Raw genomic sequence first — 26973 nt, 5'->3', positions numbered from 1 at the left:
TCAGCGAAACTCTGCCCGAATCGTGCCGTTCCTATTGATTGAAACCGTTAAATTTTCCCAGTATAATGAAATTGATTTCAAAATATTGGATATATGGGGAGACTTTCAAGCTGTACCTTTGAATGAAAATTTTTCAATGAATAACGGGGGTGTTGGAATGGCGCGATTCGCAGAGCCTTTTAAAATCAAAATGGTGGAGCCGTTGAGCATGATCTCACGGGAAGAACGGGAAAAGGCGCTTGAACGGGCGGGTTATAATCCATTTCTGCTGCGCGGGGATGAAGTGTACATCGATCTGTTGACCGACAGCGGCACAAGCGCGATGAGCGACAACCAATGGGCGGGCCTGATGCTGGGCGATGAGTCGTACGCGGGCAGCCGCAACTATTATCATCTGTGCGATGCAGTGCAACAGATTACAGGCTATCAGCATGTAATTCCCATGCATCAGGGGCGGGGCGCCGAGAAGGTGCTGTTTCCGCTGCTTATTCAAAAAGGGCAGTATGTCCTGAGCAATTGGCATTTCGATACAACGCGTGCGCATGTCGATCTGGCCGGGGGGATTGCAGTTGATCTTGTTACCGAACAAGCCTATGATACGACGACGCCTTACCCGTTCAAAGGAAACTTCGATGTGGATAAGCTGCGCCATACGCTCGTCGAAAAAGGAACAGAAAATATTGCATTTATTCTTATTACCGTGACGAACAACAGTGCCGGCGGCCAGCCCGTATCCATGGAAAATATCCGTGAGGTATCCGCCATTGCAAAGCAGAATGGGATTCGCGTTTTTTTTGATGCCGCGCGCTATGCCGAAAATGCATACTTTATTAAGAAGCGCGAGCAAGGCTATGAAGATAAAGATATTATTGATATCGTCCGTGAAATGTTCTCTTATGGCGAAGGGTTCACGATGAGCGCTAAGAAGGATGGGCTTGTCAATATCGGCGGCTTGCTGGCCTTTAAAGAGGATGAGACGTTATTTACGCAAGCGCGTTCGATGACGGTGCCGATGGAGGGCTTTCCGACCTACGGCGGCTTGACAGGCCGTGATATGGAAGCTCTTGCCCGCGGGCTGCGCGAAGGCATAGACGAGCAATATCTTGCTTATCGCATCGGCCAAATCGAATATCTCGGCAGTCGCCTTGAGGAAGGCGGAATCCCGTACCAGACGCCAACGGGTGGCCATGCCGTCTTCGTAGATGCGAAGAAGATGCTGCCGCATATTCCTGCGGCGCAATTCCCGGCACAGGTGTTGGCGAATGAGCTATACCTTGAAGCAGGAATACGGGGGGTCGAGATCGGTTCTTTTCTGCTGGGACGTGACGCTGCGACCGGTGAGCAGTTGGAGAGCAAGCTTGAATTGCTGCGCTTGACGATTCCGCGCCGTGTCTATACGAATAACCATATGGATGTCATTGCGGATGCCTTGATTGCAATCAAGGATCGGGCAAGAACACTGACAGGGTTAGAATTCACATACGAACCGCCGATATTGCGACATTTCACTGCGCGCCTTCGACCAGTCAAGATCGGTGCTCCATCCCGCTGACATATGTCGTCCAACCTGAACAGGGACGGTGACATCGAAATGCCACCGTCTGTCAAACGGGTCGCCGTCTGCCTTACGTCATGTACGCTGCTGTGAGACAGGATGAGGAGCGCGAACCCTCTCGTCCGGAGGGTTCAGCAGCTATTCTACCTGGATATCGGTAATGAAGCAGGGGGTGTCCCAAAAGTCTAAAAAGACTTGGGACACCCCCTTGTTTTCAAATATACAAAAGAACATTTTATTGATTCAGGTTACTGCGTTTGCGTGAATACATAAAGTATATGATTGTGCCGAAGCCAATCCATATCGCAAAGGAGATCCATGTCATGTACGGCAAGCTGACTGCAAGGTAAAGACAAAGCATCGCACTAATGACTGGAAGCACGGGCACAAACGGAACGCGGAATGAAGCCTGTAATTCAGGAAACTTCTTGCGCAAGACGATAATCGCGACGGAGATTAACGTAAACGCAGCCAATGTCCCCATATTCACTAAATGCGCGAGCGTGGTTAGATCAATAAAGCCTGCAATGCCTGCGGCAACAAATCCGGTTAACCATGTGTTGCCGATTGGCGTTTTGGTCTTGGCATTCACTTGCGAGAACATTTTCGGCAACAAGCCGTCACGGCTCATGGCGTACGATAAGCGGACTTGTGCATAAATCATGGCAAGGATTACGGTCGTAATGCCAAATACCGCCCCGATTGATATGATCCCCGCTATCGAGTTCTGCCCTACGGATTCCAATGCTAATGCAACCGGCGCACCGACATTAAGCTTGGTAAATGGAATCATCCCGGTCAACACCCCGGATACCGTAATATATAAAATCGTACAAATGAGCAGAGATGCGATGATCCCGATTGGCAACGCTCTTTTTGGGTTTTTCACTTCTTCCGATGCCGTAGCAATGATATCGAACCCAATATAGGCGAAAAACACGGTAGCCGCCCCCGTCATCACACCACTAAATCCAAAAGGCATGAACGGCGTCCAGTTATCAGGCTTTACATACCATATCCCGACAAAGATAAACAGCAAAATAATAGCTAATTTTACGAACACCATGACCGTGTTGAACTTAATGCTTTCCTTAACGCCTTTACTGACAAGCGCCGTGATCGCCAAAATGATGAGAACCGCCGGCAAATCAATAAGGCCTCCTTTTCCCATACTCGGAGCAGAGGATATAATGTCTGGAATCGGCAGGTTAAAGCCCGCAAGCAGAGATTGAAAGTATGCAGACCATCCCGTAGCGACTGCGGAAACCGCAATTACATATTCGAGCATGAGATCCCAACCAATAAGGAAAGCTAGCAATTCTCCCAATGTTGCATACGTAAATGTATATACGCTTCCCGAGACTGGCACTGCCGAGGAGAACTCCGCATAGCAAAATGCTGCAAGCGCGCAAGCAATACCTGCGATAACAAATGACAGCATGATCGCCGGTCCCGAAGATTCTGCCGCTACGACGCCCGTAACGACGAAAATCCCCGTCCCAATCACGCAGCCTACGCCAAGAAAAATCAAATCGATCAAAGACATCGCCCGTGCCAACTCTTTTTTCTCGCTCTGCGCAAGCATGAGGCTCAATGACTTTTTTCGGAAAAGCTTATTCAATATTATTCCCCCTATGCTTGGTACGCAAAAGCAAACGCAATCAGCCCGCAATTGATAACATTTACATCCCATACCAATTTCTATGCTATCTTTGTTTAGGTTAAGAACGATTTTAACACGTCTATCGAACACCAAGGTATAGGTAATTTTTGCTAACTTAACCAATAGATCTTCCCTGAAAAGCAACGATGCGATTTTGTACTGCAGGAGAGGAAACCAAGGCTTCATGTATTCCCTAGCAGAACAAACTTGTTAATCAATATCCAATATTATCAATTTTTATGCATTCATTACCTTTGATACCTATTACATAGTGATATAGTTTCATTTAGTTCTTAAGACCTATATAATGTTTTGGAATGGGCGGGGATTTTGTGGAGCCCCTACACAATGTCTCACAACCACAAAATATGTCGTAGGCTGAATGGGTGAATATTTGAAGGAAGAACAGGAGGAAAAACCACTTACATCACACGGCATGTTTCTGGTAACCACAAATATTTTAAGGGTTCGAGTGCTGAGACTCGAACCCTTTTGTTTCGTAACGATATTCAATTGTACACAGAACATTACCTGAAGCTGTATCCAATATTATCGTGGACATAGCCACTCGCAAGCTCTGACCAATGAAATATTTTCCCATCCGTGCTCATGGAGTCGAAGCCTTCAAATTTCACAATCGCGGAACTATTATATTGGGTCATGCTCACCCAGCTTCCGGACGTCGTCACAAGGGAAGCGTCCAAAAACTTTGCGTTATATGCATACGAGCCATTGTTCTTGTATTGATCGGGGTGATGAGCAGTCGTTACCATATTGAATTGCCGATTGAATCTTGCTCCCTTGGTTTCGGCTCCGTCTTTAAATCCCTGCTCGATCGGGATGACGGCCTGGGCCAACAAGCTGTTCGAGGCATTATAGATATCAACCTGCACGCCCGCTCCTGCATTAGCGCCATACAGTGTCACGAAATTGACGTCCAAGCGGATCGTTTGGCCAGGCTGATAGCTTAGCACAGTCGGACTATGACCGTATGTAGTGCTAGCGCAAGGACTGCCGATCGGGCAAGAATTCGAGCCATATGAGCTTGACCAAGTATTGAAGGCTGTGCCAGATCGTGCTACGCCGCCTTGGGAAGCTCCCCCGAAGTATTGAAATCTCCATCCTCCGTTCGCATATTGCAATCCGAAATCCAAGTTATAATAAGTGCCATTCGGTGCGACCGTATCGAATGTCCAAAATACCGACGGGTAGGTATCTGGTGCAACATACATGGAATCTGGCATCTTAAACCACGTTTGTGCGGCTTTATAGCCGGCACTGTTCGTAATTCTCTCCACCATCGCACCTGATGCGAATGCCGTAATCGGAACAGCGGCGAACACCAAAAACGCGAGAAATACCGTGAACATTTTCTTTTTCATACCCAATCCCTCCATTACATGAATGTTTTTCATGAAAACAAAATGGAGTTTATCAAGCTCTCTTGTGTTAGTTTTATCCATTTCAATGAAATCATAGATCAAACCTAAAACTTTGTAAATTACTTATTTTCAATAAAATTGTAAATTATTGGTGTTTGCTCTTCTTTTAACAAACCGTATATCTCTAAATCTACTATCCCTTTTCCCGACCAGAGCGATGCTTGCCGCAGCGTCCCTTCCTTGATGAAGCCATTTTTAAGCAGCACCCGCTTCGAACGTTCATTTGCAGGCATGACCTCGGCTTGAATTCGGTTTACACCCACTTCTTCGAGCAAGAATTTCACAACGATGCGCGTCGCTTCCGCAGCAATGCCTTGTCCCCACTCCGATTCCGCTAAAAAGTACCCGATCGTCACCATATTCACCTTCTGATTGAAATCGAACGCTTCCATGATGCCTACCAATCGTTCGCTGTCCTCATTGGGGAAAATCCCCCATTTGATGCGCGACCTCTTCTTGAAGTCCCTCTCAAAGTGCCCGATCATGCTTTTGACGGTCGCTTTGTTATGCTTCGGGATAATGCCGCAATATGCAAAGACGGTATCATTGCTGTAAATCTCATAGATCCCATCCAGATGATTCTCTTCAATCTTCTTCAAGATAAGCATATCTGACTTCAGCATCGGAAATTGCCCAAACACTGTGTCTAGGTTCATCGTATCACCGCTCCATATTTTCAGCTTAAGCGCATTAGTCGCATGATCGTAATACATCGCTGCTTTGACCACCCTATTCCAATCTTTTAGCCTTTTAGAAGGTTACCCCATGCAGATGTGGATTGCTTGTCAGCAACCGCTGCACCCTCTCTAGGGTATCTGGCTCCACTGGAACGCCCCCATTGCGATATAGAAGCATCCATCTTAGGCAAGCCAGCGCTTGGAATACCTCAAGTTCCTCTTGTTGAATTTCATTCATAGCTGCATAAGTATCACGGAACACTTCCGCAAAATGCTCTGGAATATAAAATTGCTGCAGCGTAAGCGACCATGCAAAATCATATCTCGGATCCCCTAGCTGCACATTGGTCCAGTCAATGACCGTTAATCGACCCTGCTGCTCTACGATATTTCCAAGATGGAAATCACCGTGGATGATCCTTTTATGCGTAGGCGAGGCCAGCTCTACCAATTGCTCTAGTAGAGGATACAAATCTGGGTACTCATGCATACCTGGGAAAAAATAATCGCGAAAATTGTATCGTGGAAGCCGTGTATGCATATCTATTTCTTCTAGAGAAATGCGATGTATGTGGTCTAATAAATTCGCAATCTCCCTCATGGTCTGAGCGTTGCCATCTCGCAACGGATCGCCGTCAAAGGTAGTCAAGAGCACACTGTGTCCGCTTGCGTTGATCCCCCATCCAATCGGCTTCGATACGGAGATACCTCGTTCATGAAGCATGTTTATCACCTGGTACTGCAATCGTATATCCGGTTTGGAATCTCTGCTCCATATTTTCAACACATAGCGGTCTGCATCGGTTGCAACCTTAACTGCCTCTGCTTCCATGCCTTGCATCAAGGGAGTTATCGCAATCGTACCCGCCTGTTGCAAAATGCGTTCAAGAAGCTCATGCTTGTCCTGCCACGCTATTGCTGCAATATCGTGCTCGTATAGCTTGTTTTCCATCATACCGCTCCTTCCGCATATGCCGCCTCTTCCCTTTTTCGAATCGGGATATGCAAATCTACTCTACACTTGCCTTCCTCATCCTGCTTAGGATCGTTCAAGCAAAATTCGAGACAAGGCCGGTCATCGGCCTCATAACCGCTGCTTGGCAGCCAGAGTCGGAACATCGTTTCGTAAGCGAGAACGAAATTAGCAACGGTATCGTAGTACGGATAGACTGCATACATGCCTCCAGGCAGGGCTCCATATAAGATGTCTTTATGTTCCTGCTTGGCGAATCCCAGTGGCAGCGTCACGCATGCATCATAATGGCAGGCGCACTCCTCGACTTCATTTCCATCGTCTAACGATACACCAATGAACGACCGTTCGCTTGCGACAAGCCCCTGCTCTTGTACCCAACTGCCTAGCTTGTCCCATGCACCGCGAGTATCCACATAACTCCCGACATGCCGTACATACGCCACTTCAACGTCTGGGAGCTCCTTGATCGCAATCATGTTATCCCACGCTTTCCGCAGTAATGGATGTCTGCGCTTTCTATTGTAGTCAAAGGTGGTAGATAACTCTTCGCGCTTCTTGCTATGTTCTGCCGATAAATTGCGATTTTCCCGGATTGGTTGCTGAAGCGTATTTCGCAGTTGGCTCCTAACCGCGCTCGGCGTGCTTCCATAGTACTTTTTGAAGACAGCATTGAAGGTGGATATCGACTCGAAGCCGCACAGGTTAGATATGTCCAGTACCGTGTGATCCGTTTCGGCCAATAAGTGTGCCGCCTTCTGCAAGCGCTCCCGATTCACAAATGCCATAGGCGTTATGCCGACATGTGCCGCAAAGATTCTCGCAAAATGATATTTGGAAAAGCTCGCAACCCCAGCAAGCTGATCGAGACTAAGCTTCTGGTGGCTGTTTTCTTGGATGTAGGAAATGACTTTCTCGATTCTAGTTTGATAGACATTGTGCATGGGAATGGGTTCCTTTATCTAAAAAAGTAGTTTTGTACTTACAGGACATTCTACTTACTACAATTAGATGCTTCCCTATTTTTGCTTCTTTGCCTGTCCAATTAAGCCGTAGAAAAATAGCTCGATGAATTGATCCATACTCTGAGTCAAGCCTTCCTGATCACCTGCTTGCCAATATCTGCCCAGCTCATTTTTGAACATCGTGAAGTACCGTATCGCAACTTCTTCTGTCTGCTCGCGGTGAATATATCCCTCCTGCTTCCCCATCGCGACAAACTTCATGAAGAAGCGCATGACCTTCTCCCCGCTATCACGTTCCATCCTTTCCGCCAATCCAGTTGACTCAGAAGATGGAACATTCAGAAATTCATCTGATAGGAGTTTTAGATTTTGTGCCTCTAACAGCATAATTTCTTTGGTCTTCTCAGGAAAGGAAAGCGGTGAATCGAGAATGCAATCGTACCGTTCCAACTGCTTGTCCATCCAATTCATCAGCATATCGACATAGAGCTGTTCTTTTGTTCCAAAGTAATTATAAATGGTTGCAGGGGACACTCTCGCCTGCTGCGCGATCTCATTCACGCTGACCTTTTGAAAACCGTGTTCCGAAAATAATCGAAATGCGATGCTGTAAATTTGCTCGATTTTTTTCTGTTTCCGTCGTTCGAAGCCATTCATGTTCTCCACCTCACATGTAGTGTAGCCCAAATTTTAGAGTAATTCAATGTAATGACTATAAAATTATTGATATTCCAATTTTGCTTCGTTATAATAATTTTGTAGTTAAATTTCACTTCTACTACAAAACTTTTTTTTAGAAACGCAACGCCCGCAAACAAACATAAAAAATGGGAGTGTACTGACATGAAGCAAATCCGGATTCCTACATTTCTGCATGATGTTTTTGGCGAGAAGCAGCCTCTTGGATTTATTCTTGCCATACTGCTGTTCGGCGGACTGTTGACCGCTGCATTATATGAGATGTTTCCCGAGCTTACGGACAATTTGCCGTTGTGGCGCAGTGCCCTAGCGTTATTATTGATTTTCGATATCTTCTCCGGCTGCATCGCGAATTTCTCGGCTTCGACCAGCAACTTTTATGCCGCACGAACAACGAACCGCATCGTATTCATTGCAATGCACGTCCATATCATACTTGTGGTGCTGCTTTTAAATACAGATATTTGGTATTCGATCGTGGTATGGGCTTATACCATCCTGGGAGCATTTATCGTGAACGCTCTAATCGGGAAACCATCGCAGCCATTCATTGCAGGCTTGCTCCTCTCCCTGGGCCTGGGCGCTATCCCCCTGCTTCCGAACATACAGCCTTACATGCTGACGATTTGCCTATTATTTATGTTGAAGGTGCTGTTTAGCTTTGCCGTCGATCATTATGGTACAGCCTTAAACAGCAACGGGAAAAAAGCATGAGTACCCCGTATCGAGTATCCAAGCTAACAAAGTCGGACAAAGCCATATTCGTCAAGCTCATGACCGGAGCGTTCGCCCACGATCCCTTATTCCTGCACCTATTCGGCGATTCGAAAGTCGACAGCAAAGCAAGCAGTAACGTGACCGCTTTTGTCTCCTTTCTGTTCGATAAAAGCTTCCTGCTTCATGAGGAGGTGTGGGGTTATTTCGAAAACGAAAACCTTCTGGGGGCTTACATCGTAGAGAAGCCGCATGCAATCATGCTGCAGAAAATGAAGGGGATACTGCTTATCTTGAGGTTATTTCCATTGTTATTTCAATTATCCGGCAGCACGTTACGCCATCTTAATTCCTATATGAGAGTCACCAGATCCGCTGCTCCTCCATGCGCGCACCACTACCTGATCATGATTGGCGTCAAACGGGAAGAGCAAGGCAAGGGAATCGGCAAAGCCCTGCTGTATCACCTGTTGAATACGGTAAGTACGGATATGAATTCGCATGGCGTCGCGCTCGATACGGAAAAGAAAGAAAACGTAAGCTTGTATCAGAAGTTTGGATTTACGTTAAACAGCGAAACGCATTCCGATCATTTGCCTGTTTATTGTATGTTTTATCAAAAACATGACTTGAATAAATGAAGGATCCAGAGTACAGGGCAGAACGTTTCTGCCCTTTTTCATTTTGAATCTACATTGAAATGATCATGAATTTCACTTTTCAAAATTCGACAAAAAAAGTATCCGAATTCAACCGGATGTCAATTCGCCATTTTCCTCATCTTCACCTATACTAAAAAACAACAAGAAATGTAAATTTTCTGTCAATTCAGGAAGGATTTCGGATTGTTGTGCTGAATTACTATATAAGGAGGACACGACATGACAAATAATCTTCATGTAGCTCCGATGGAACTCCGCCACAGGTTACAAGATGAATTGAACATAAGGGGGTGGAAACAGAAGGAGTTAGCAGAGGCATCCGGCATAGACAGTTCAACCATCAGTTATATTTTCAACAACAAGCAGTCTCTTATGCTGCCTCAACTCCATGCCATCAATCAAGCATTTGGTTTACCGGCACATGCCTACTATGAAGAATTCATAGGGGAATGCTGCAACGAACTGGGCCGATTGCGGCCAGATAAGACAAGCGATTTTATCCTCCATTGTATTGAAGTTGAAAAGTATGACCTAGTCAAACAACTGGTACAACTCCTCTATGAAGAAACCAATCGTTCCAAACTGATCGACGTCGCCTTCAAAATCGCCGAACGCATTTTCCAGTCACCCAAACGCAACTACTCACTCCCTTTCTACGACATCATCGTCCGCAATGGATACAGCCGCAGTGAGAAAATATCCATCTCCTACTACAGAAGATTTCTCATTTTGAGAGACTTGGATACGAGCGGAGCAGGCAACGAAGCCTTATGCCAACTGATTGAATACTTGCCTATTCTGCCTGATTCCCTGAGGCTCGATGCCTATTATCGCATTCTTACTTACTACAATGTCATGGAAAATTGGGCAAAGCTGCTCCAGTATGCCAAGGAACTGCGTGCGATTGCGTTTGAGGAAGGACAAGATGATTACATTGCCGAGAGCTGGTTGTACGAGTCTGTCGCATTAATGGGAATGAAAAACTTTGAAGGCGCACTGCAAGTCACTCAGCAATATGCCGTTTATGGTGATCATTACGCGTGGCTCTCCAAGCTGAATGAGCGTTATATATACATTGAAATGAAGCAAACCGAGCCAATTGAAGAGCTCATGAGCCTCTTAAAGGATCACCAGTTTCTGATTGTTTTGCCTGTTGCACTAGAAAGCTATGTCAGTAACAGCCTGTTCCAAGACGCGGCCCGATTCCTCGAGAAATACAACAATCACGTCGACGATTTATTATCCAGAAAAGACCCTTTCCACGTGAAGCACAAATTACGCCTTTCACAAGCACTGGCACATTACTATTTCAAAACATCGCAGCACGAATTCGGGTTTGACTACAATGCCTTAACATTGGAATTAGCCCTTAAACTCAAAAATATGTCGTATGTCGGGATGGCTGTACTCACCTTTCAAGAGCATGAGAAGGACGCATCAATGGAGCAGAGGGATCGATTTACCAACATCCTATTAAATGAGGTGGATTCAAATGAAAAAAGTATTAATCACGATGTCTATGGCTCTTTTCTTGTTCGGTTCTACCGTTCCGTCTTTGGCAACGAGTTCGGATAATGCCGACTCAGGTTGGCAGATCAGCAACATTGGCACGGGGTGGTCCAAAACAAGCAATGATGCGGAAGCCGGCTATCTGCTGAGCAATATTGGAACAGGCTGGTCACCGAAGAGCAATATTGGCACAGGGTGGCAAGTGAGCAACATCGGCACGGGATGGAGCCCCTCAAGCAGCGATGTAGAAGTATAGTAAAGTGTATAGATTCAAGGCAATACAGGAAAGCGACTCTTGAGTTCAAGGGTCGCTATTCTCTTTCGTTTAAGTGATCAAAGGTAATGTAGGAAAGAAAATAAACGCCTGAGGCCTTGTTATCGCGAACTGCGGCGTTTATGATAATCTCTTCATCAAACGAAGCTCCAATAACCTCTGCCACTTTGAATTACAGACAGAGAGAAACTTAAGTGGGAAAAATGACACCTAATATATAACCATCCTTCGTTTGGATAACAACTAGAAATTTATCGCCATCCTTTACCCTGAATATTTTATCGCCTTTGCGAATTTCATAGGTACGAGTGGCCTCTGGATACACCACATCTCCATCAGTTACGGGCTTCTCAACGATTTCATGAACCTCACCGATTTGTTCGCCTAAATTCTCTTTCGGGAAATTATCTCTGGTTTTAAGACTGTAGAGCCTATCGTCTATATATAAATAACCAATAACCTCATCAAATACCTTTGTAAAATCTACTCCTTCCACAGCATCTTTTTTAGAACAACTAATAAGTAATGTGCATAAAAGCATGATGATGAGAAGTTTTACTGACTTCATACATAGCCCTCCTTGATTAAATATCGAAATTCACTAAATAACTCAATTTTGGGATCTTTTATGATTTTAACAAATAGTTACATAAAACAATATCTTTCTGTTAGTTTTACTTAATTAACTCAAAACAAGCAACCCCCTCAAGCTTACGGATAAAGAGTTCAGCTTGAGAACTTTTTATCTCTATACTAAAAGAGGGGGGAAGGCTTAATTGCTTGCTATTCAATTAAAAAGTCTTTGATATCAGCAACTTCATTGTTGTAATCCATTCGAATATAATCTAGAATTTCAAACTGACCATCAATTTGTTCAACGGTAAACTTTAAGTCAATAACATCTCCTGGCTTAAATAATTGAGTCAAATCACCTTTAAACGGCCAAAAAACATTCTCGAATTTCGATGATTTAAACTCTAAATTCGTTACATCTTTCTCGGAATTATAATGAGCAGCTACTAAACTATCTTTGAAATGAACCGTATCTCCAACACCCAAGCTTTTAAATTCATACACAAAATCGCCTAGTTGCTCATCCCATAATTCATCAAAAAGCTCATCTAATGTATAATAAGGTTTAACATTGAATGAATGTAACTCCTGCTTATGTGAATTTGAAGGTTTTATATACTTTTTATCATTAACATTTACGAATTCAATTGGTGCAATGCTTTGCCCAGGAAGCTGCTTATATCTATGACGATATGTGAAGAACAAATTCCATGAATTAGATTCTGTATTAGTCCATTTTATATACCAGCTTCCCATATCATTGGGATCAAATTGGAGCTGTGCTAGAGGTTCTAGTACTTTCTCTGCCTCTGTCTTATTAGTTTTTTGATTGATTATCTCAACAGCGATTTTCCCTGTGAACAACGGCGCCCTTGACCCCCATATCCAAGCGTCTTGGCCCGCATATTCGTCAAAAATCAAATCCTTTCTTACATATGTAGGCCCTCTGTCCTCTGTATTAAATTTAATTGTCCCCGAGCTTACAGTTGTTGTTCTTTCATGTTCTTCAATAATTGGATCCCTGTTAAAAACAAGCCAATCCCACGGAGCTGCCTTAAATGCATATTGAAACGCTTTTTTCACCCAGTTTACAACTGACAACTCTTGATAGTTTTCTGTCAATTCCTCGACGTTATTCTCACTGATAGGGTCTGCACTCGCGTTTTGGACAACTGGTGCTGTTGAGAGTAATAGCAGGGTACATGCAAAAATCAAAAAAAGCCTCTTTGCGAACACTTTGCATTCCTCCTTATAGTTGATTTCATTACATATGTTACCATATTAAAATATATTATCCATTATTTTCATTGTATTAGGAATTGATTACTATATAATTGAACCATTTTACCTATAATTTAAAATAAATTATTCATGTCCCTCCCTTGAAGTTTCGATAAATTACTATATTGACGTAGAAAATTAGGCAAAGCTGCTCCAGTATGCCAAGGAATTGCGCACTGTTGCATTTATAGAAGGTCAAAACGACTTCGTGGCAGAAGGCTGGTTGTATGAATCGTTTGCACTTAAGGGAATGAAAAACTTTGATGCGCAATTAAAACGACACAGCGATATGCCTCATATGGAGATCATTATGCATGGCTGTCTCAATGTAATCGCCTATATATATCTATTGAAATGAAGCAAGCAGAATCTATCGAGAAACTCATGACTATGCTCGAAGGTGACCACTGCTTCTTGTACTTTTGCCAAAATGAATTAGGCTTTGACTGCAATGCATTATCGTTGGAACTGGCAATTTCACTTTCTGAAGAACAAAACGTCGTTTCACACACATTCTATTAAATGAGGTGGATTCAAATGAAAAAAGTATAAATCACGATGTCCATGGCTCCTTTCTTGTTCGGTTCTACCGGAGCATCTTCGAGGGTGAATCTAGCTAACATCGGGTCAGGATGGTCAACTTTGGACATTGGTTCAAGGTGGTAAGCAACATCGGCTAGGGACGGAGCGCAAGGGTTGTGACGCGAGGATTAGAGATAAGGTATAGGTTCAAAACATACGGATAGCGACTCTTGAGTTCAAGGGACGCTTTCTTAATTAGGATAAAGTCCAAAATATTAAGAGAATCTAGGGATTAGAATCCATCGAGCGGAAGAGCTACATGGCATATCATCTTACTATAACAATTGGAACATCATCACCATCACCGAGAACAAATTGGCCAATCCGTGCATCATCCAGCTCGGAATAATCGATCCTCCTGCTAATTTCTCGTTTATGTACCCCATAAACCAGCCAATTAAGGCAGTAAATAACGTTATGATAACAACATTGATAATTCCGGTTCTTGAAAAAAACATAACTCCGTGCAAACAACCAAACAATATCGCTTGAATCGTGTTCCCTGTCGCAAATCCAAACGCAGAAATCAATCTTTTCCCGATAAAACCTCTGAATAATATTTCTTCAGATAAACCGGTCTACGAAAGCATACAACAAAGCCGCAGCTATTCCTGAAACGCCTACTCCATAAAATTTGTGAAGCAGCAACATCGGCGTCATTGGTAAAAAACAACGTAATATATGCCCCAGAGAAACGAACAAAAGAAACGCTGAGAAGAACACGGTGAAAAAGAGTTTGCTTTTCTGGATAACAGGAACTTTACATCCAATCCATTCAAAAAAAGACTGCTCCTTTCTGGCGAATAGAAACCAGCATACCAGAGGAATTACACTAAATAGGATTACTTGTATAAGTGATGAAATCAACACGGGAACAGTCATCTCTTACTACTCCTCTCTCTTGTACTCTAAAATGTCGCCAGGCTGGCAATCAAGCACTTTACAAATCGCATCAAGCGTAGAGAAACGAATCGCACTTATTTTCCCCGTTTTTATATTTGAGAGATTAACATTTGATATTCCTACCTTCTCCGCAAGCTCGTTCAGAGATATCTTACGGTCTGCCATCACACGATCCAGCCTCAAAACAATAGCCATAATACACACACATCCTTACAGAGTTTCATCGGATTGCTGTTGCACCAAGCAAGAGAATATACTTAGAAAAGACTATATCATTTAATTTTCCAAAATCGTCATTCATATTTGCTGAATTTTTTCGGTATTTTAATTCAACGGATAGTCTTTATTCTTTTGTGCCACAAGTAGTATATAAGTATCATTTTTATAAAATCCCACAAAATAAAGAACATACATTCGCATTACGACTCATTTTCTGTCATAATAGATTAAGGGAAAAGTCACAACAAAAAAACATAATCAATATTAACGATGTATTTTTCTGATGAAAGTAATGTAGGTATAGTATGAAATGTAAATTTATTTTTATTTAGGTCTTGTGCAACCTACTATTCGTAATTTCTAGTACTAAGACTAGCTTTCTGCCTATAGATGTAAAATTGTAAAGAAGATTAGCGTAAGTCTGAGGTCTAACAAAGATTGAAATGAAGAATGATGTTTCATTTGTTTTACTTGATTATTAAATTTGTTATACACAAAGAAAACAACCAAATAACTTTGATATTTTCATGTAAAAGATCACTATTTCCCTTGGTAATTTCTCATTTTTTACATATACAATCTACCCTGGATTTTTATAATTTCTCATGTTAAAATGAAAAGGATTCTTAAGGAGGTACACCAATGCCCTATGCAATAGATTTATTCTGTGGTGCTGGCGGTATGAGTGAAGGCATTCTGCAGGCAGGATTTGAAATACTTTTTTCTAATGATATAAATGAAGACGTGGAAAGAACTTACGTTAACAGACATGAACAATTGGGGTTAATTCAAAATTATAACACTTACTTCCATCGTGGTGATATTAGTCAATTAAATGGCGATTTCATTTGGAATTGTATTAAAAATTTAAAGATTTTTAGCACAAAAGAAAAACCTATTCCAACTGGGATTGATGCGATTTTTGGTGGACCTCCCTGTCAGGGATTTAGTAGAGCTGGAAGACGAAAGACTGATGACCCCCGAAATTTATTATTTAGAGAGTATTTAAGAATTATTAACGAGATCAAACCTAAATATGTAGTAATGGAAAATGTAGAAGGGTTTAATGATACCAAGTTTTATGATTTCAAAGGAGTAACAGGGGAAATTTATCCTGACGCTTCTCTAGCTCCAGATATTTTAATTAATGAATTTCAACTAATAGGTTACGATGTACTGCCCCCAAAAGTCTTAGATGCATCAGATTATGGGGTGCCCCAAAAAAGGAAGAGAGCAATTTTTATAGCTTATTTGCGGAATGAGCATATACCTCAGTATCCATTCCCGACACACTCGAATGAGAAAAAAATCACTGTACTGGATGCTGTAGGAGATTTAATCAGGGATCACGTCTTGCTAAAATCAATTAATTCTGAATTAACCAATTATCAATTAGAATCACGCAGAGGGAGAACTCCAAATGTATCGGGAACAACAATAAGTAGTAACGGTCAATTTCATAATAATGATATATCGAATCATCAACCAATAATCATAGAACGCTTCTCACTATTTCAAGAAGGAGAAGACGGTAATTCATTAAGAAACCGAATTATGAGAGAAGGGATCAATCTTTCCAATAAACCATGCCTATTGCAAGAGTGTGAAACAAAATTATCAATTGATCAACAGGAGATAATACAATTTTTTAAGGGTGGTAACGTTACTAATGAAATGTTAGATGCTCTCTTAACAAAGAAATCAATACGAACTAGATTAAACAGAGCTTTACCTTCTTTAACTGTAGTTACACTCCCTGATGATTATATTTCTCCCTTTGAAGATAGAATATTTTCAGTTCGTGAACTAGCTAGACTTCAATCTTTTGATGATAGTTTTGTATTTTTGGGTAAGAGAACTACTGGAGGCTCCCGTAGAAAACTAGAAGCACCCCAATATACACAGGTTGGAAACGCTGTTCCACCATTGCTTTCAAAAGCAATTGCAACTGAAATAATGAATGCAATACGAGGGACAGATTAGATTCTGCCCTCGTTTAGTTCATATTTGAAAATATGCATACTCATAATTTAATTTAACAAGTTCACTTTTTAAAGTAGTAAGGTGATTGCTACTATGTCCCGTCGATAAATTTCTATTCAACATTTCTTTTACAGAACTTGCAATGTTTGAGGAAGTACTCCTTCCCCAATAATTTCCCCCGCTTAAATGAGTGACTCTCTTCACACAAGTTGATGTTGGCTTTATACCAGTTATTTTAACAGTAGGTACAGTGACAAATGAATATGTAAATCGAGATGAATTATGAATGGAGTATCCATTTTTCCCAATTGTAATATTTGTCTTAAAGTTATTTGCTGAGTATATCATATCCCACAACATAGGTATTTGGGCGTTATCATTCCAATTTGTCTTACATTGAACAATATGTATTTCTATCTCAGAAAAATCTCGGTGTGATAAGGCATTCAAGACATTTTTCAGATTATATTTATTATTCCTGATAACTGTAGGTACAATTTCACCATTTGTATCCAAAATACTTATTTCATTCTTATCTAGAGTATAATCTGGTTTTTCAGGAAAGGTAATAGCTATAAGGTCAGATTCAGTATTTGATACAAAATTAGAATAATTCACAGTTATTGCGTCACTAATTGGATCTGGAATTAAGCTCTTATGGTGCTTAATGACAACAGTTCTTCTACCTATTAGACATAAATTTAAATACCAACAAACAAGCGCTTCCCAGCTTGCTCCCCCACCAGACACATCACTTTGCGATCTACCTTCTTTCCGAGTAGTTGCAAAAATATCAGATAGGTTATCTCCTAAATTTAAGATTTGAGTTGGAGTTTTACCCGTAGCAATTGTATTAATTGTAGACTTCCATTTATTCCAGCAACCTGAAAATCCGGATGTGGCAAATAAGTTATTTATAGATGCTTCTCTAAGTGCCTCAATAATATTATGGCTCATAGTAACCCCTCGCTGTTATAAGTATCATGAAAAGACTAATATGATTTTATCACTATTAGTAATAATATACATCAATTACATCAATCTATCATGATTCTCATCTCATATTCAGCAATCAATCTCACAGATACACCAAGAATCACAAAATTCGCCGATGCTTTTTTACTGAATTGGGATAAAGATCGTAATATCCCTATAATTTACCATTAAAACAAATTCAATACAATTATTGGAATTATCAATAAGGTTTTCTTTAATTTTTTTAACCTGATAGTTTTCTCTTACTGAACTGAACTAAATATATTATTTCCCCCTAGAAAGGCATTTCAAAATTAAATTCACTTGCGAATTTTAGACGATGTTTGCGGATTATGGGATTCTGAAAACGATACCATACTTGCTACAATGGAGACACAACGCAATGAACATTGCTTAAGGGGGAATAAACAAATGAAAAGGCTTTCTTTGATGCTAGCGGCTTGCATGCTGTTTGTCGGAGTGCTTAGCGGTTGTGGAGGTAGCGAATCGGATTCGGGTTCATCCAATAAATTGGTCATTTACAGTCCGAACAGCGAAGAAATCATCAAGACGATCATTCCCATGTTCGAAAAGAAAACAGGCATTACCGTTGAGCTTGTAACGGCTGGCACAGGCGAAATCGTTAAGCGCTTACAGTCTGAAAAGAAAAATCCGTACGCAGACGTTATGTTCGGCGGCTCCATGGCGGGCTACCGCGAGCATGCCGACCTGTATGAGCCTTACGTATCTCCAGAAGATGCGAACCTGATTGAAGGCCATCGCAATAAGACAGGCTTTGCAACTCCGTTTGTTTCTGACGGCAGCGTGCTGCTCGTGAACAAGAACTTGATCGGCGATATCAAAATTGAGGGCTATGAAGATTTGCTCAATCCGAAGCTGAAGGGCAAAATCGCATCCGCTGACCCGGCAAGCTCCAGCTCCGCCTTTGCTCAGCTTACGAACATGCTGAAAGCAATGGGCGGCGACTATGAAAATCAAAAGGGCTGGGATTATGTCGGCAAGCTGATTGAGAACCTCGACGGCAAAATTGCAAGCGGTTCCGGTGCAGTTCATAAGAGTGTCGCGGACGGCGAGTATATTGTTGGCTTAACCTACGAAGATCCTTCTAGCACGTATGTGAGAAACGGTGCACCAGTAGAAGTCGTGTATCCGAAGGAAGGCGCAGTATTCTTGGATGCGGCATCCGCCATTATTAAAGACGCACCACATATGGAAAATGCGAAGAAATTCATCGACTTCATCCTGTCCAAGGAAGCGCAAGACGCATTCGGCACACAATTGACGAACCGTCCGCTTCGCAAGGATACGCAGCTCGGCGATTACATGACGCCACTCGACAAGATCAACATGATCGACGAAGATACAGACTATGTAAGTGCGCATAAATCCGAAATCGTAGAGCGCTACATCTCTGTATTCACAAGCAAATAATCGGTTTTCAAAATCAAAATATACGTGTCAAAAAGTCCGGTTTTCAGCACCACTTTTGATTAATCGGACTTTTTGACTACCTATAAAAAGGTTAGGTGACAACAACAATGAGCGTGACAATAAAAATCAAAGACCTAGTCAAAAAATACGGCGACACAACCGTCATTCCAGAGTTGTCCCTGGAGATCAAGAAAGGTGAATTTTTCACTCTTCTTGGACCTTCCGGGTGCGGCAAAACGACACTTCTGCGCATGATTGCCGGCTTCAACAGCATTGAAGGCGGAACAATCAACTTCAATGAGCGCGTTATTAATCAGGTTGAACCAGGCAAGCGAAACATCGGGATGGTGTTCCAAAGCTATGCGATCTTCCCTCACCTTACTGTTAAAGGAAATATCGCGTTCGGGCTGGAGAACCGGAAGCTGTCCAAAACCGAAATCAACGACAAAGTCGAAGAAATCCTCAAGGTCGTGCAAATTGAGCAATATAAAGATCGCATGCCGAAGAACCTGTCCGGCGGCCAGCAGCAGCGTGTCGCACTTGCCCGGGCAATCGTCATCCGTCCGGATGTTCTGCTCATGGACGAACCACTGTCCAACCTCGATGCGAAGCTGCGCGTCGATATGCGGAACGCGATTAAGGACATTCAACGCGAAGTCGGCATTACAACGGTGTATGTAACACACGATCAGGAAGAGGCCATGGCCGTATCCGATCGCATCGCGGTTATGAAATCAGGCGTCATTCAGCATTTGGGAACGCCGCAGGAAATCTATCAACGCCCAGCCAACGTGTTCGTTGCTACGTTCATCGGACGCACGAACATTATCGAAGGCAGCTTAACGCGTCAAGGCGGCAGCTATAAAGTGAATTTCGGTTCCGGCTATGCAGAGGAGCTTCCTAACATTCAGCTTCCAGCTTCAACACAGCAAAATGAGCTGAACGTCAAAATCTCGGTTCGCCCAGAGGAATTCGTCATGACTGAGGATCAAACTGGCATGAAGGCGACCATCGTGCACAGTGTCTTTTTGGGACAGAACACGCATTACTTCGTCGATTTGGAATCCGGTCAGCGCGTGGAAATTACGCAGGAATCAAAGACAACACAGATTCTCGATCCTGGCCAAGTCATTCATTTGAAGGTGAAAAAGGACAAAATCAACGTGTACGATGCTGCAGGTGAATTGAACTATACAAGGGGCGGTCAGCTATGAGGGGGACGCGCAAACGATTTGACGTCTGGACTAACATTTCGTTCCTGATATTTGCTTTCTACATGCTGTTTCTGGCATTGCCTTTGTTTACGATGCTGTTCAAAAGCTTTTTCAACGGTACAACAGGCGACTTCTCACTCGCCTACTTCGTAAAGTTTTTCAGCAAGCCGTATTACACCAATGCACTATTCAACAGTATTAAAGTTACTGTCTGCGTAACCGCCCTTGCGGCGCTCATCGCAACACCACTAGCTTATATTATGGCTACCGTGAAAATTAAAGGGAACTCGACTATTCGGATTTTGATCCTGCTTTCGTCCATGTCGGCCCCGTTCATCGGTGCTTACTCTTGGATTCTTCTACTCGGAAGAAACGGCGTCATTACCAAATTCGTCAGCAATACATTTGGCTTCCAAATGCCTGACATATATGGATTTACCGGCATTTTAGTTGTTTTGACCCTGCAAATGGTGCCTCTCATCTTCATGTACGTATCCGGGGCACTCAAAAATGTTGACCAATCGCTTATGGAAGCGGCAGAGAGCATGGGCTATAAGGGCATCAACAAGATGCGAAAGGTACTGCTCCCGCTTATCACACCTACATTGCTCGCAGGCGGGCTGCTCGTATTCATGCGCGCACTGGCCGACTTCGGTACGCCGATGCTGATCGGTGAAGGCTTCAAGACCGTTCCTGTCCTGATCTTTACCGAGTTCATCAGTGAGGTCGGCGGCGACGACGGCTTTGCTGCCGCAATCAGTGTAATCGTTGTATTGTTCGCAACGGCAGTCTTCCTTTTGCAAAAGTTCATCGCCAATCGCAAGTCCTTTACGATGAGTGCTTTGCACCCAATTGAAGCGAAGCAGAAAAAAGGCATTGGCAATATCGCGGCACATGCTGTCATCTATCTGTATACGTTAATCGCGCTGCTGCCGCAATTGTACGTTATCTATACGTCATTCCTGAAATCGAACGGCCGCGTCTTCGTTGACGGCTTCTCGCTGCAAAGCTATCAGAATGCCTTCAACAATATCGGCAGTGTCATTACGAACACGTTCATCCTAGCTATCGTGTCGCTCGTCGTTATTATCCTGCTTGCGATTCTGATTGCTTACGTAACGGTTCGCAGAAAGAATGCATTAACGAACACGCTCGATATTTTCACGATGTTCCCATACATCGTTCCAGGCTCCATCTTAGGTATCGCTTTGCTGATTACGTTCAACGACAAGCCGCTGGCACTAAGCGGAACCGCATTCATTATGATTATCTCGTTCGTCATCCGGCGTTTGCCTTATACGATTCGCTCCAGTGCAGCCATTTTGCATCAAATTAACGGCGGTATTGAAGAAGCCGCAATCAGCTTGGGCGCTTCCCAGATGAAGACATTCTTCAAAATTACGCTGCCGATGATGCTCGCGGGCGTCGTCTCCGGTGCAATTCTAAGCTGGATTACAATCATTACTGAATTAAGTACCTCGATCATCTTGTATACAGGCAAAACGAAAACCGTTACGGTTGCCATTTATACCGAGGTTATTCGCGGCAACTATGGCGTGGCGGCAGCACTATCTACGATTCTGACGGTCATTACAGTCATCTCGCTGCTCGTCTTCCTGAAGCTATCTGGACAAAAAGAAGTCTCCCTATAAGAGAGAAAGTTCAAAAAGTCCGTCTTTGATCACGAAGTAACACAGGAAGGAACTCGGCATCGAATCTTGGGTTCACTCTCGAACAGCGTTTGCTTTCGAAGCATGATTCCTGCGGAAACATTGTAGCTGCTCATGCAGCCTCATCTACATTCCGCTGCTCCTTACAAGTTTTGCGACGCAAAATTCGCTACGAAAGTATAAGCTTCGAGTTCCCGCAACCTTCTCGGTGCTGAAAACCGAAATTTTTGAACAACATATTTGAGTTCATCATCCACACCAAGTCGGTACCTCGCAGAGGGCCGACTTGGTTTTATTTGGATGATCTGCTCTTGGGTTCCGACCAGTATAATAAGGAATGAAAGGCCTATCATTGGTGGAGGGAGACATGGAACAGAAAAAGATTCGCAATTTCAAGGAGTCAACCCGTCACTTATTTCGGCTGTATGCAGTGATTCCGTTTTCGATTATGATCGTGCTGTTTTTCATCTTTACGATCATTAATGGAAGGATGAATTTAACTCAAAAAACGACGGAGGCTGCCGAGTCTATCAGCAAGTCTATGATGGAGGTTTTTCAACAGTACCACGACGAAATCAATCGCATGGCTGTCTCACCTGCCGTATTGAATTATGTGACTACACGCTTAGGCAGCGATAAAGTGTACTCCGAATTTTATGATTTCAACAATCGGCAAAAGGTGAAGAGCATCTTCCATATCGTCGATAAGGACGGCATCTTCCGAGCCAGCTCCGATTCGCCGGATGCACTGTATAACAACTTTGCCTTCGGCAATCTCATCAACCGAATCGAGCACAAATCTGGCGGAATGCTTACCGAAATGAACAGCTTCCGCTATTCCCATGATCGCGACACAAGCTATACGTTCGGCAAAGCAATCGTCAAGGACAAGCAGACGATCGGCTATATCGTCTACCAGCTCTACGAATCCGACATGCAAAAGCTTATTTTTGAACAAAACAATGAAATCGCGATGATCACGGACGAACATAACTCGATCATTGCCACCACCAGCAATGTGACCAAGGGCGTACTGAATAAATTCAGCCCCAAGCTGGATAAGCAAGGACATGTTCAGTTGAACGACGGCACCTACTACATGTATACCAAGCGCATACCAGGCACACCCATTCAAGTAATCACGCTCAATTCCTACATGTCAGAGCAGTACACCTACTATACGGTGTCTATCTTTATTCTCGCTGCCAGCCTGCTGCTGTGGGCCATCATTCATTTCCTATCGAATAAAATGTCTGCCCGCAATTCCGAATCGATTGATAAATTAATTCTGGCCCTAGCCCAACTGCGTGAAGGAAACTTCAATGGCTATGTGGATATTCAGACGAATGACGAGTTCGAAATTCTCGGCGCTGAATACAATGCGATGCTGGATCGGTTAAAGGAATTGATGGCGAAAAATAAAGAGCTGTCCGAGCTCCGCACCATTATCGAGGTCAAGCAGCTGCAATCGCAATTCCATCCGCATTTCATTTTCAACGTATTGGAAACGCTGCGTTACGCCATTAAGATGGACGCCAATCAAGCGCAGCAAATCGTCATACTGCTGTCGCGACTGCTGCGTTACAGCATCGGCAACGATCGGAGCGTCCAACTGAAAGATGACATGAATTACGTGCGGGATTATTTGAAGCTGCAGCAAATCCGATTCAATGAGCGGCTGGAGTACCGCATTACCGTCGTGGAGGAGACCAATCATGTGTATGTTCCAAAGCTGTTGCTGCAGCCGCTAATTGAAAACGCTATCAAGTATGGCTATTTAAATCAATCCAATGTACTCATCGAAATCCGGATCTACCCTTCTGACGGGAAGTTAATGCTGGAGGTATGTGACAACGGACAAGGCATGAATGCAGAAACGCTGCAGAAGGTAAACCAAATCCTGCAAAGCCAAAATAACACCACGCAGCATATCGGGCTGTACAACGTTCATCGCCGTTTGGTGCTGCTCTACGGCGAGGACTCCGGCATCCATATCGACAGTAATCAAGGAAAAGGCACCTGTGTGACACTAACAATTCCTTACGAATGGAGTGATAACGATGTTCAAGGTTCTGCTGGTTGAGGACGAAGATATGATTCGCAGAGGCATACGCTTCAGCATTGATTGGCTGCAATACGATTGCATCGTCGTGGAAGAAGGGCTGAACGGACAGGACGGCTATGAGAAAATTTGCGAGCTTAAGCCGGATATTGTCATTACGGATATCAATATGCCCATTATGGACGGTATCTCCATGATTCGCGAGGGACTGCAGCAGCATACGTTCAGCAGCATTATCATTTCCGGCTATAATGAGTTCCATCTTGCTAAGCAGGCGCTGCAATTGGGTGTAACCGAGTTCCTCGTGAAGCCGCTGGAGGATGATCAATTGATTGCTGCTCTGGAATCTGCCAAGAAGAATGTCGATTTACAGCGCAAATATGAGGTCATTTCGAATCATCCGCAAGAGACCGAAGAGATTTTGAACAGTAAATTTATGGAGAAAGAAACGAAAACTTCGAAGTATGTATCGCAAATGATCACCTATGTGCAGGAAAATTACGCAAAGAAAATTAGCATCCACGATCTCGTAGATCAGCTCGACTTGAGCGCCTATTACTTGAACCAAAAATTCAAAGCCGAGACGAGCTATACGTTCAACGAGTTCCTGAATCGCTATCGCATCCAAAAGTCGATCGACCTGCTGAAATCAGGCGACAACAAAGTCTACAACATTGCTCACGATATCGGCTTCAGCGACTACAAGTACTTCATCAGCATTTTCAAAAAGTACGCCCATGTCACGCCCAGCCAATATCAAGAATATTTCGCGGACAAGAATGCCTAGCATTACCGTTGCAAAAATGTTCAAAAACACCTCTTCCAGCCAACTCGGATTCCACGAACCGTTATAGGCAAAGGAGGTGTTTTTTCGTTTCTTTATTTTATACTGTGATCCTACTTTGGAAAATGTTACGTATCCTTCTGGCCAACTTATATTTCGGATTTCACGCCTTTATCCTTTATGATTGCTGTTGCTCTTTGCGCCATCCGACTTTGCGTTATTCGCTTTTTTAGTACCTTTGCTTGTATAAGGTTTGCTTTTCGCTCTCTTTGCACTAGCTTGCCATCTATTCCAACCTTTTTTGTCCGTTCCTCTGCCTGTTCCGCCTTTGCCTTTAGCTTTGCTCATATAATCACTCCATGATTGTTTGTATATAGAGTTCCCGATCCTTGGTTGGATTCAATCCGCAACATCCTTAATCTGCGGCTAAGAGCTTACTATATCAAAGCTAAGCACTAGAATCAAAGGCCTACCCTCTCCATAATATCTGGAAAGCGTACAAGATCATAACCTGTTTAGCTAGGAAAGGGGAATTTTGAATGAGCTTGGACAGTAACTCCCTTACTTCAATACAATGAAGTCAAGCTAGGGAAACGAGATGTGAAGTTACGGTAAAAATCCAAATGTTATTTCATTTCCTGCCAACTGTCGTAATCGTGAATGGCAAAGCTGGCATAGCTCATATAGCGCGTCAATTTGTTATGAGCGGCTTGAAGTTCCTTTTCCATTGCTTCATTGCCCATGGAATAGAAGGATGTGTGCGGGCCTTCCGAACTTTCTGCCGTCTCTACAGCCACAACGACTTGCTTCTTCAGTGTAGAGGCTTCTCTCATTATGGCCTGTGCGTTTTCTATAATTCCGCTTTTCCCTAACGCATAATTGCGGTAATCCATGATAACGAGGCGATCAAACTTCTCCAGCAGCCATGCGCTCATACTGTAATCCGTTCCCGGTACCTTGATCGTATTCAGCCAATATGGAACGTCCAGCGTAATGTTGATCCCGCTTCCTTTAGTTTCTTTTTCGATCCATCTCAAGTTATCCATCCAGCTTGTCACTATTGCTCTATTGTTCGTCTTCCATCCGCTCAGCCGATAGGGTTCGATATCAAAATGCAGTCCTGCAAAGCTTGCTTCCGCGCCAACAGAGGAATTGTAGGTTGTAACCCATGTAATAAACTTTGCAATTTCATTCCGCTTCTCTTTATACGCCCATTCAGGCCGTCCGCCTAATGCCTCGACTTGAATGCCATGAGCCTTAGCGCTGCGTATAAAGCTTTCATATTTCGCCGGAGCCATATCGGTATCGATTTGCAAGTAAAGCGCCGTCACATTGTGTTCTTTGGCAAAGCTGAAGACCTGATCGGCTTCCTTTACAATCATTTGGCTATCCCATATCCAGGTTCCCTTCGGAACATTGCTGACAGCAGTCATGATGCTGACCTGACTCTGCTTCGGCTGCCATTCCACTTGAGCACGAAAGGCCTCGCTAATGAAGCGCAGGGGAACCATCGTTCGCCCATTTTTAACTAGAGCGCCTCCACCGAATGTTACATTCTTCCCGTTTACTATGGCATTATTATCCCCAATCCCCAATGCAATCGTATCCTTCTTATAGGAAAATACGATCTGGTTCAACGCTCTGTTCCACTTTACAGTTGCGCCAAGCTTTTCGGACACAAATTTGGCAGGAACCATCGTAAGGTTGGTAGCAGCGTCCACATATGGCAGCTCGTCCGGGAAGGTCACTCCCCTCCCATCCACCTCGACTTGTACCTGGGAAGCATAGACGTTAGGAATATAGCAGCCAACACTTATACATATAGCTAACATGCACCAAAGCAATCTTTTCATATCGCGCTACCTCGGATTTCCCTTTTTTGTTCATACATACAAAGAGATTATAAAGTGTGAGATATTTGGTAACAAGACCCATTTCTATGGGAGACACATCACCTTAAGTCCTAGGATTGAAGTTGAATTTGTGCTTGAGATACAATGAGGGCAGCATCCATTACCTTGCTAGGGGTCCGTTGAGCAAATCAGACTAGCAGGTGCGCGAATTTTCCGCGAGCCCAGCGATGCCTTCTAAGGCGGAAGAACGAATTACTCTGCTGACCCGGAGAACAACTATTGGGAGGTT

25 protein-coding genes are annotated in these 26973 nt (G+C 43.4%); 11 read left to right on the top strand and 14 right to left on the bottom strand.

Annotation, left to right across the window (positions count from 1 at the left end):
- Positions 1 to 157: 157 nt before the first annotated feature.
- The gene (locus NO352_RS00615) at positions 158 to 1552 is read left to right on the top strand and encodes a tryptophanase (RefSeq protein ID WP_289354708.1); all 1395 of its coding nucleotides are present in this window, start codon (positions 158 to 160) and stop codon (positions 1550 to 1552) included.
- A 238-nt stretch (positions 1553 to 1790) separates the two neighbouring features.
- On the opposite strand, the gene bcaP is transcribed toward NO352_RS00615, so the two are convergent.
- From bcaP to NO352_RS00585, 6 genes are all read right to left on the bottom strand, one after another.
- Positions 1791 to 3176, bottom strand: coding sequence for a branched-chain amino acid transporter BcaP (gene bcaP / locus NO352_RS00610; protein ID WP_268620091.1), 1386 nt, complete (start codon positions 3174 to 3176; stop codon positions 1791 to 1793).
- Between the two features lie 569 nt (positions 3177 to 3745).
- Complete coding sequence (locus NO352_RS00605) at positions 3746 to 4600, bottom strand: hypothetical protein (RefSeq protein ID WP_171415270.1); 855 nt, start codon at positions 4598 to 4600, stop codon at positions 3746 to 3748.
- A 119-nt stretch (positions 4601 to 4719) separates the two neighbouring features.
- Positions 4720 to 5316, bottom strand: a complete 597-nt coding sequence (locus tag NO352_RS00600) for a GNAT family N-acetyltransferase (RefSeq protein WP_289354774.1) — start codon at positions 5314 to 5316, stop codon at positions 4720 to 4722.
- Between the two features lie 94 nt (positions 5317 to 5410).
- A complete protein-coding gene (locus NO352_RS00595) occupies positions 5411 to 6292 on the bottom strand; it encodes a phosphotransferase family protein (RefSeq protein WP_289354707.1) in 882 nt (293 codons plus the stop codon).
- On the bottom strand, positions 6289 to 7254 hold the full coding sequence (locus NO352_RS00590) for an AraC family transcriptional regulator (protein WP_289354706.1): 966 nt from the start codon (positions 7252 to 7254) through the stop codon (positions 6289 to 6291). Before NO352_RS00590 ends, NO352_RS00595 begins: the two co-directional genes overlap by 4 nt.
- Before the next feature lie 75 nt (positions 7255 to 7329).
- Positions 7330 to 7932: a TetR/AcrR family transcriptional regulator gene (locus NO352_RS00585; RefSeq protein ID WP_289354705.1), complete on the bottom strand. Its 603-nt coding sequence runs from the start codon at positions 7930 to 7932 to the stop codon at positions 7330 to 7332.
- Positions 7933 to 8118: 186 nt separating this feature from the next.
- Here NO352_RS00585 and NO352_RS00580 point away from each other — a divergent pair, with 186 nt between their 5' ends.
- The 4 genes from NO352_RS00580 (at position 8119) to NO352_RS00565 (ending at position 11115) form a co-directional block, all read left to right on the top strand.
- Positions 8119 to 8688 carry a hypothetical protein gene (locus NO352_RS00580; protein WP_289354704.1) on the top strand — a complete coding sequence of 190 codons (570 nt, stop codon included), beginning with the start codon at positions 8119 to 8121 and terminating at the stop codon, positions 8686 to 8688.
- The gene (locus tag NO352_RS00575) at positions 8685 to 9329 is read left to right on the top strand and encodes a GNAT family N-acetyltransferase (protein ID WP_289354703.1); all 645 of its coding nucleotides are present in this window, start codon (positions 8685 to 8687) and stop codon (positions 9327 to 9329) included. The genes NO352_RS00580 and NO352_RS00575 overlap by 4 nt, the downstream gene beginning before the upstream one ends.
- 240 nt (positions 9330 to 9569) lie before the next feature.
- Positions 9570 to 10925, top strand: a complete 1356-nt coding sequence (locus NO352_RS00570; protein ID WP_289354702.1) for a helix-turn-helix domain-containing protein — start codon at positions 9570 to 9572, stop codon at positions 10923 to 10925.
- Complete coding sequence (locus NO352_RS00565; RefSeq protein WP_268620095.1) at positions 10843 to 11115, top strand: hypothetical protein; 273 nt, start codon at positions 10843 to 10845, stop codon at positions 11113 to 11115. Before NO352_RS00570 ends, NO352_RS00565 begins: the two co-directional genes overlap by 83 nt.
- 208 nt (positions 11116 to 11323) lie before the next feature.
- On the opposite strand, the gene NO352_RS00560 is transcribed toward NO352_RS00565, so the two are convergent.
- The 5 genes from NO352_RS00560 to NO352_RS00540 all read right to left on the bottom strand — a co-directional run bounded on the left by NO352_RS00560 (position 11324) and on the right by NO352_RS00540 (position 14667).
- Positions 11324 to 11701, bottom strand: coding sequence for a hypothetical protein (locus NO352_RS00560; protein ID WP_268599354.1), 378 nt, complete (start codon positions 11699 to 11701; stop codon positions 11324 to 11326).
- Positions 11702 to 11916: 215 nt separating this feature from the next.
- Positions 11917 to 12942: a hypothetical protein gene (locus tag NO352_RS00555; protein WP_268599355.1), complete on the bottom strand. Its 1026-nt coding sequence runs from the start codon at positions 12940 to 12942 to the stop codon at positions 11917 to 11919.
- Between the two features lie 902 nt (positions 12943 to 13844).
- Positions 13845 to 14099, bottom strand: coding sequence for a CPBP family glutamic-type intramembrane protease (locus NO352_RS00550; protein ID WP_289354701.1), 255 nt, complete (start codon positions 14097 to 14099; stop codon positions 13845 to 13847).
- A gap of 34 nt (positions 14100 to 14133) precedes the next feature.
- Positions 14134 to 14451, bottom strand: coding sequence for a hypothetical protein (locus tag NO352_RS00545; protein ID WP_289354700.1), 318 nt, complete (start codon positions 14449 to 14451; stop codon positions 14134 to 14136).
- A gap of 6 nt (positions 14452 to 14457) precedes the next feature.
- Positions 14458 to 14667, bottom strand: a complete 210-nt coding sequence (locus NO352_RS00540; RefSeq protein WP_021261114.1) for a helix-turn-helix domain-containing protein — start codon at positions 14665 to 14667, stop codon at positions 14458 to 14460.
- 666 nt (positions 14668 to 15333) lie between these two features.
- Here NO352_RS00540 and NO352_RS00535 point away from each other — a divergent pair.
- Positions 15334 to 16674: a DNA cytosine methyltransferase gene (locus NO352_RS00535; protein ID WP_289354699.1), complete on the top strand. Its 1341-nt coding sequence runs from the start codon at positions 15334 to 15336 to the stop codon at positions 16672 to 16674.
- A gap of 18 nt (positions 16675 to 16692) precedes the next feature.
- Here the strand turns inward: NO352_RS00535 and NO352_RS00530 are convergent, their stop codons facing one another.
- Positions 16693 to 17631: a hypothetical protein gene (locus tag NO352_RS00530; protein ID WP_289354698.1), complete on the bottom strand. Its 939-nt coding sequence runs from the start codon at positions 17629 to 17631 to the stop codon at positions 16693 to 16695.
- A 450-nt stretch (positions 17632 to 18081) separates the two neighbouring features.
- Here NO352_RS00530 and NO352_RS00525 point away from each other — a divergent pair, with 450 nt between their 5' ends.
- The 5 genes from NO352_RS00525 to NO352_RS00505 all read left to right on the top strand — a co-directional run bounded on the left by NO352_RS00525 (position 18082) and on the right by NO352_RS00505 (position 24834).
- On the top strand, positions 18082 to 19101 hold the full coding sequence (locus tag NO352_RS00525; protein WP_005542986.1) for an ABC transporter substrate-binding protein: 1020 nt from the start codon (positions 18082 to 18084) through the stop codon (positions 19099 to 19101).
- A 107-nt stretch (positions 19102 to 19208) separates the two neighbouring features.
- Entirely contained in the window at positions 19209 to 20315 is a 1107-nt protein-coding gene (locus tag NO352_RS00520) for an ABC transporter ATP-binding protein (protein ID WP_262866355.1), read from the top strand.
- Positions 20312 to 21967 carry an ABC transporter permease gene (locus NO352_RS00515; protein ID WP_163976904.1) on the top strand — a complete coding sequence of 552 codons (1656 nt, stop codon included), beginning with the start codon at positions 20312 to 20314 and terminating at the stop codon, positions 21965 to 21967. The genes NO352_RS00520 and NO352_RS00515 overlap by 4 nt, the downstream gene beginning before the upstream one ends.
- 385 nt (positions 21968 to 22352) lie before the next feature.
- On the top strand, positions 22353 to 24068 hold the full coding sequence (locus tag NO352_RS00510) for a sensor histidine kinase (RefSeq protein WP_289354697.1): 1716 nt from the start codon (positions 22353 to 22355) through the stop codon (positions 24066 to 24068).
- Positions 24046 to 24834, top strand: coding sequence for a response regulator transcription factor (locus NO352_RS00505; protein WP_005542993.1), 789 nt, complete (start codon positions 24046 to 24048; stop codon positions 24832 to 24834). Before NO352_RS00510 ends, NO352_RS00505 begins: the two co-directional genes overlap by 23 nt.
- Positions 24835 to 25002: 168 nt before the next feature.
- Here NO352_RS00505 and NO352_RS00500 read toward each other — a convergent pair whose 3' ends face one another.
- Both NO352_RS00500 and NO352_RS00495 read right to left on the bottom strand, forming a co-directional pair.
- A complete protein-coding gene (locus NO352_RS00500) occupies positions 25003 to 25179 on the bottom strand; it encodes a DUF3934 family protein (RefSeq protein ID WP_268620101.1) in 177 nt (58 codons plus the stop codon).
- A 278-nt stretch (positions 25180 to 25457) separates the two neighbouring features.
- Complete coding sequence (locus NO352_RS00495; RefSeq protein WP_289354696.1) at positions 25458 to 26684, bottom strand: copper amine oxidase N-terminal domain-containing protein; 1227 nt, start codon at positions 26682 to 26684, stop codon at positions 25458 to 25460.
- Between the last annotated feature and the right edge of the window lie 289 nt (positions 26685 to 26973).

The organism is Paenibacillus sp. S-12, from assembly GCF_030363895.1.
GTDB classification, from domain to species: domain Bacteria; phylum Bacillota; class Bacilli; order Paenibacillales; family Paenibacillaceae; genus Paenibacillus_B; species Paenibacillus_B alvei.
The sequence above is the reverse complement of the archived record's forward strand: the minus strand, read 5'-3'. Positions and strand labels throughout refer to the sequence as shown.

What these genes read in the sequence shown, in the direction of transcription:
- NO352_RS00615 (WP_289354708.1), top strand. Translation starts at nt 158, where the DNA reads ATGGCGCGATTCGCAGAGCCTTTTAAAATCAAAATGGTGGAGCCGTTG.
- NO352_RS00605 (WP_171415270.1), bottom strand. Translation starts at nt 4,600, where the DNA reads ATGAAAAAGAAAATGTTCACGGTATTTCTCGCGTTTTTGGTGTTCGCC.
- NO352_RS00600 (WP_289354774.1), bottom strand. Translation starts at nt 5,316, where the DNA reads ATGAACCTAGACACAGTGTTTGGGCAATTTCCGATGCTGAAGTCAGAT.
- NO352_RS00595 (WP_289354707.1), bottom strand. Translation starts at nt 6,292, where the DNA reads ATGATGGAAAACAAGCTATACGAGCACGATATTGCAGCAATAGCGTGG.
- NO352_RS00590 (WP_289354706.1), bottom strand. Translation starts at nt 7,254, where the DNA reads ATGCACAATGTCTATCAAACTAGAATCGAGAAAGTCATTTCCTACATC.
- NO352_RS00585 (WP_289354705.1), bottom strand. Translation starts at nt 7,932, where the DNA reads ATGAATGGCTTCGAACGACGGAAACAGAAAAAAATCGAGCAAATTTAC.
- NO352_RS00580 (WP_289354704.1), top strand. Translation starts at nt 8,119, where the DNA reads ATGAAGCAAATCCGGATTCCTACATTTCTGCATGATGTTTTTGGCGAG.
- NO352_RS00575 (WP_289354703.1), top strand. Translation starts at nt 8,685, where the DNA reads ATGAGTACCCCGTATCGAGTATCCAAGCTAACAAAGTCGGACAAAGCC.
- NO352_RS00570 (WP_289354702.1), top strand. Translation starts at nt 9,570, where the DNA reads ATGACAAATAATCTTCATGTAGCTCCGATGGAACTCCGCCACAGGTTA.
- NO352_RS00565 (WP_268620095.1), top strand. Translation starts at nt 10,843, where the DNA reads ATGAAAAAAGTATTAATCACGATGTCTATGGCTCTTTTCTTGTTCGGT.
- NO352_RS00560 (WP_268599354.1), bottom strand. Translation starts at nt 11,701, where the DNA reads ATGAAGTCAGTAAAACTTCTCATCATCATGCTTTTATGCACATTACTT.
- NO352_RS00545 (WP_289354700.1), bottom strand. Translation starts at nt 14,451, where the DNA reads ATGACTGTTCCCGTGTTGATTTCATCACTTATACAAGTAATCCTATTT.
- NO352_RS00540 (WP_021261114.1), bottom strand. Translation starts at nt 14,667, where the DNA reads ATGGCTATTGTTTTGAGGCTGGATCGTGTGATGGCAGACCGTAAGATA.
- NO352_RS00535 (WP_289354699.1), top strand. Translation starts at nt 15,334, where the DNA reads ATGCCCTATGCAATAGATTTATTCTGTGGTGCTGGCGGTATGAGTGAA.
- NO352_RS00530 (WP_289354698.1), bottom strand. Translation starts at nt 17,631, where the DNA reads ATGAGCCATAATATTATTGAGGCACTTAGAGAAGCATCTATAAATAAC.
- NO352_RS00525 (WP_005542986.1), top strand. Translation starts at nt 18,082, where the DNA reads ATGAAAAGGCTTTCTTTGATGCTAGCGGCTTGCATGCTGTTTGTCGGA.
- NO352_RS00520 (WP_262866355.1), top strand. Translation starts at nt 19,209, where the DNA reads ATGAGCGTGACAATAAAAATCAAAGACCTAGTCAAAAAATACGGCGAC.
- NO352_RS00515 (WP_163976904.1), top strand. Translation starts at nt 20,312, where the DNA reads ATGAGGGGGACGCGCAAACGATTTGACGTCTGGACTAACATTTCGTTC.
- NO352_RS00510 (WP_289354697.1), top strand. Translation starts at nt 22,353, where the DNA reads ATGGAACAGAAAAAGATTCGCAATTTCAAGGAGTCAACCCGTCACTTA.
- NO352_RS00505 (WP_005542993.1), top strand. Translation starts at nt 24,046, where the DNA reads ATGTTCAAGGTTCTGCTGGTTGAGGACGAAGATATGATTCGCAGAGGC.
- NO352_RS00500 (WP_268620101.1), bottom strand. Translation starts at nt 25,179, where the DNA reads ATGAGCAAAGCTAAAGGCAAAGGCGGAACAGGCAGAGGAACGGACAAA.
- NO352_RS00495 (WP_289354696.1), bottom strand. Translation starts at nt 26,684, where the DNA reads ATGAAAAGATTGCTTTGGTGCATGTTAGCTATATGTATAAGTGTTGGC.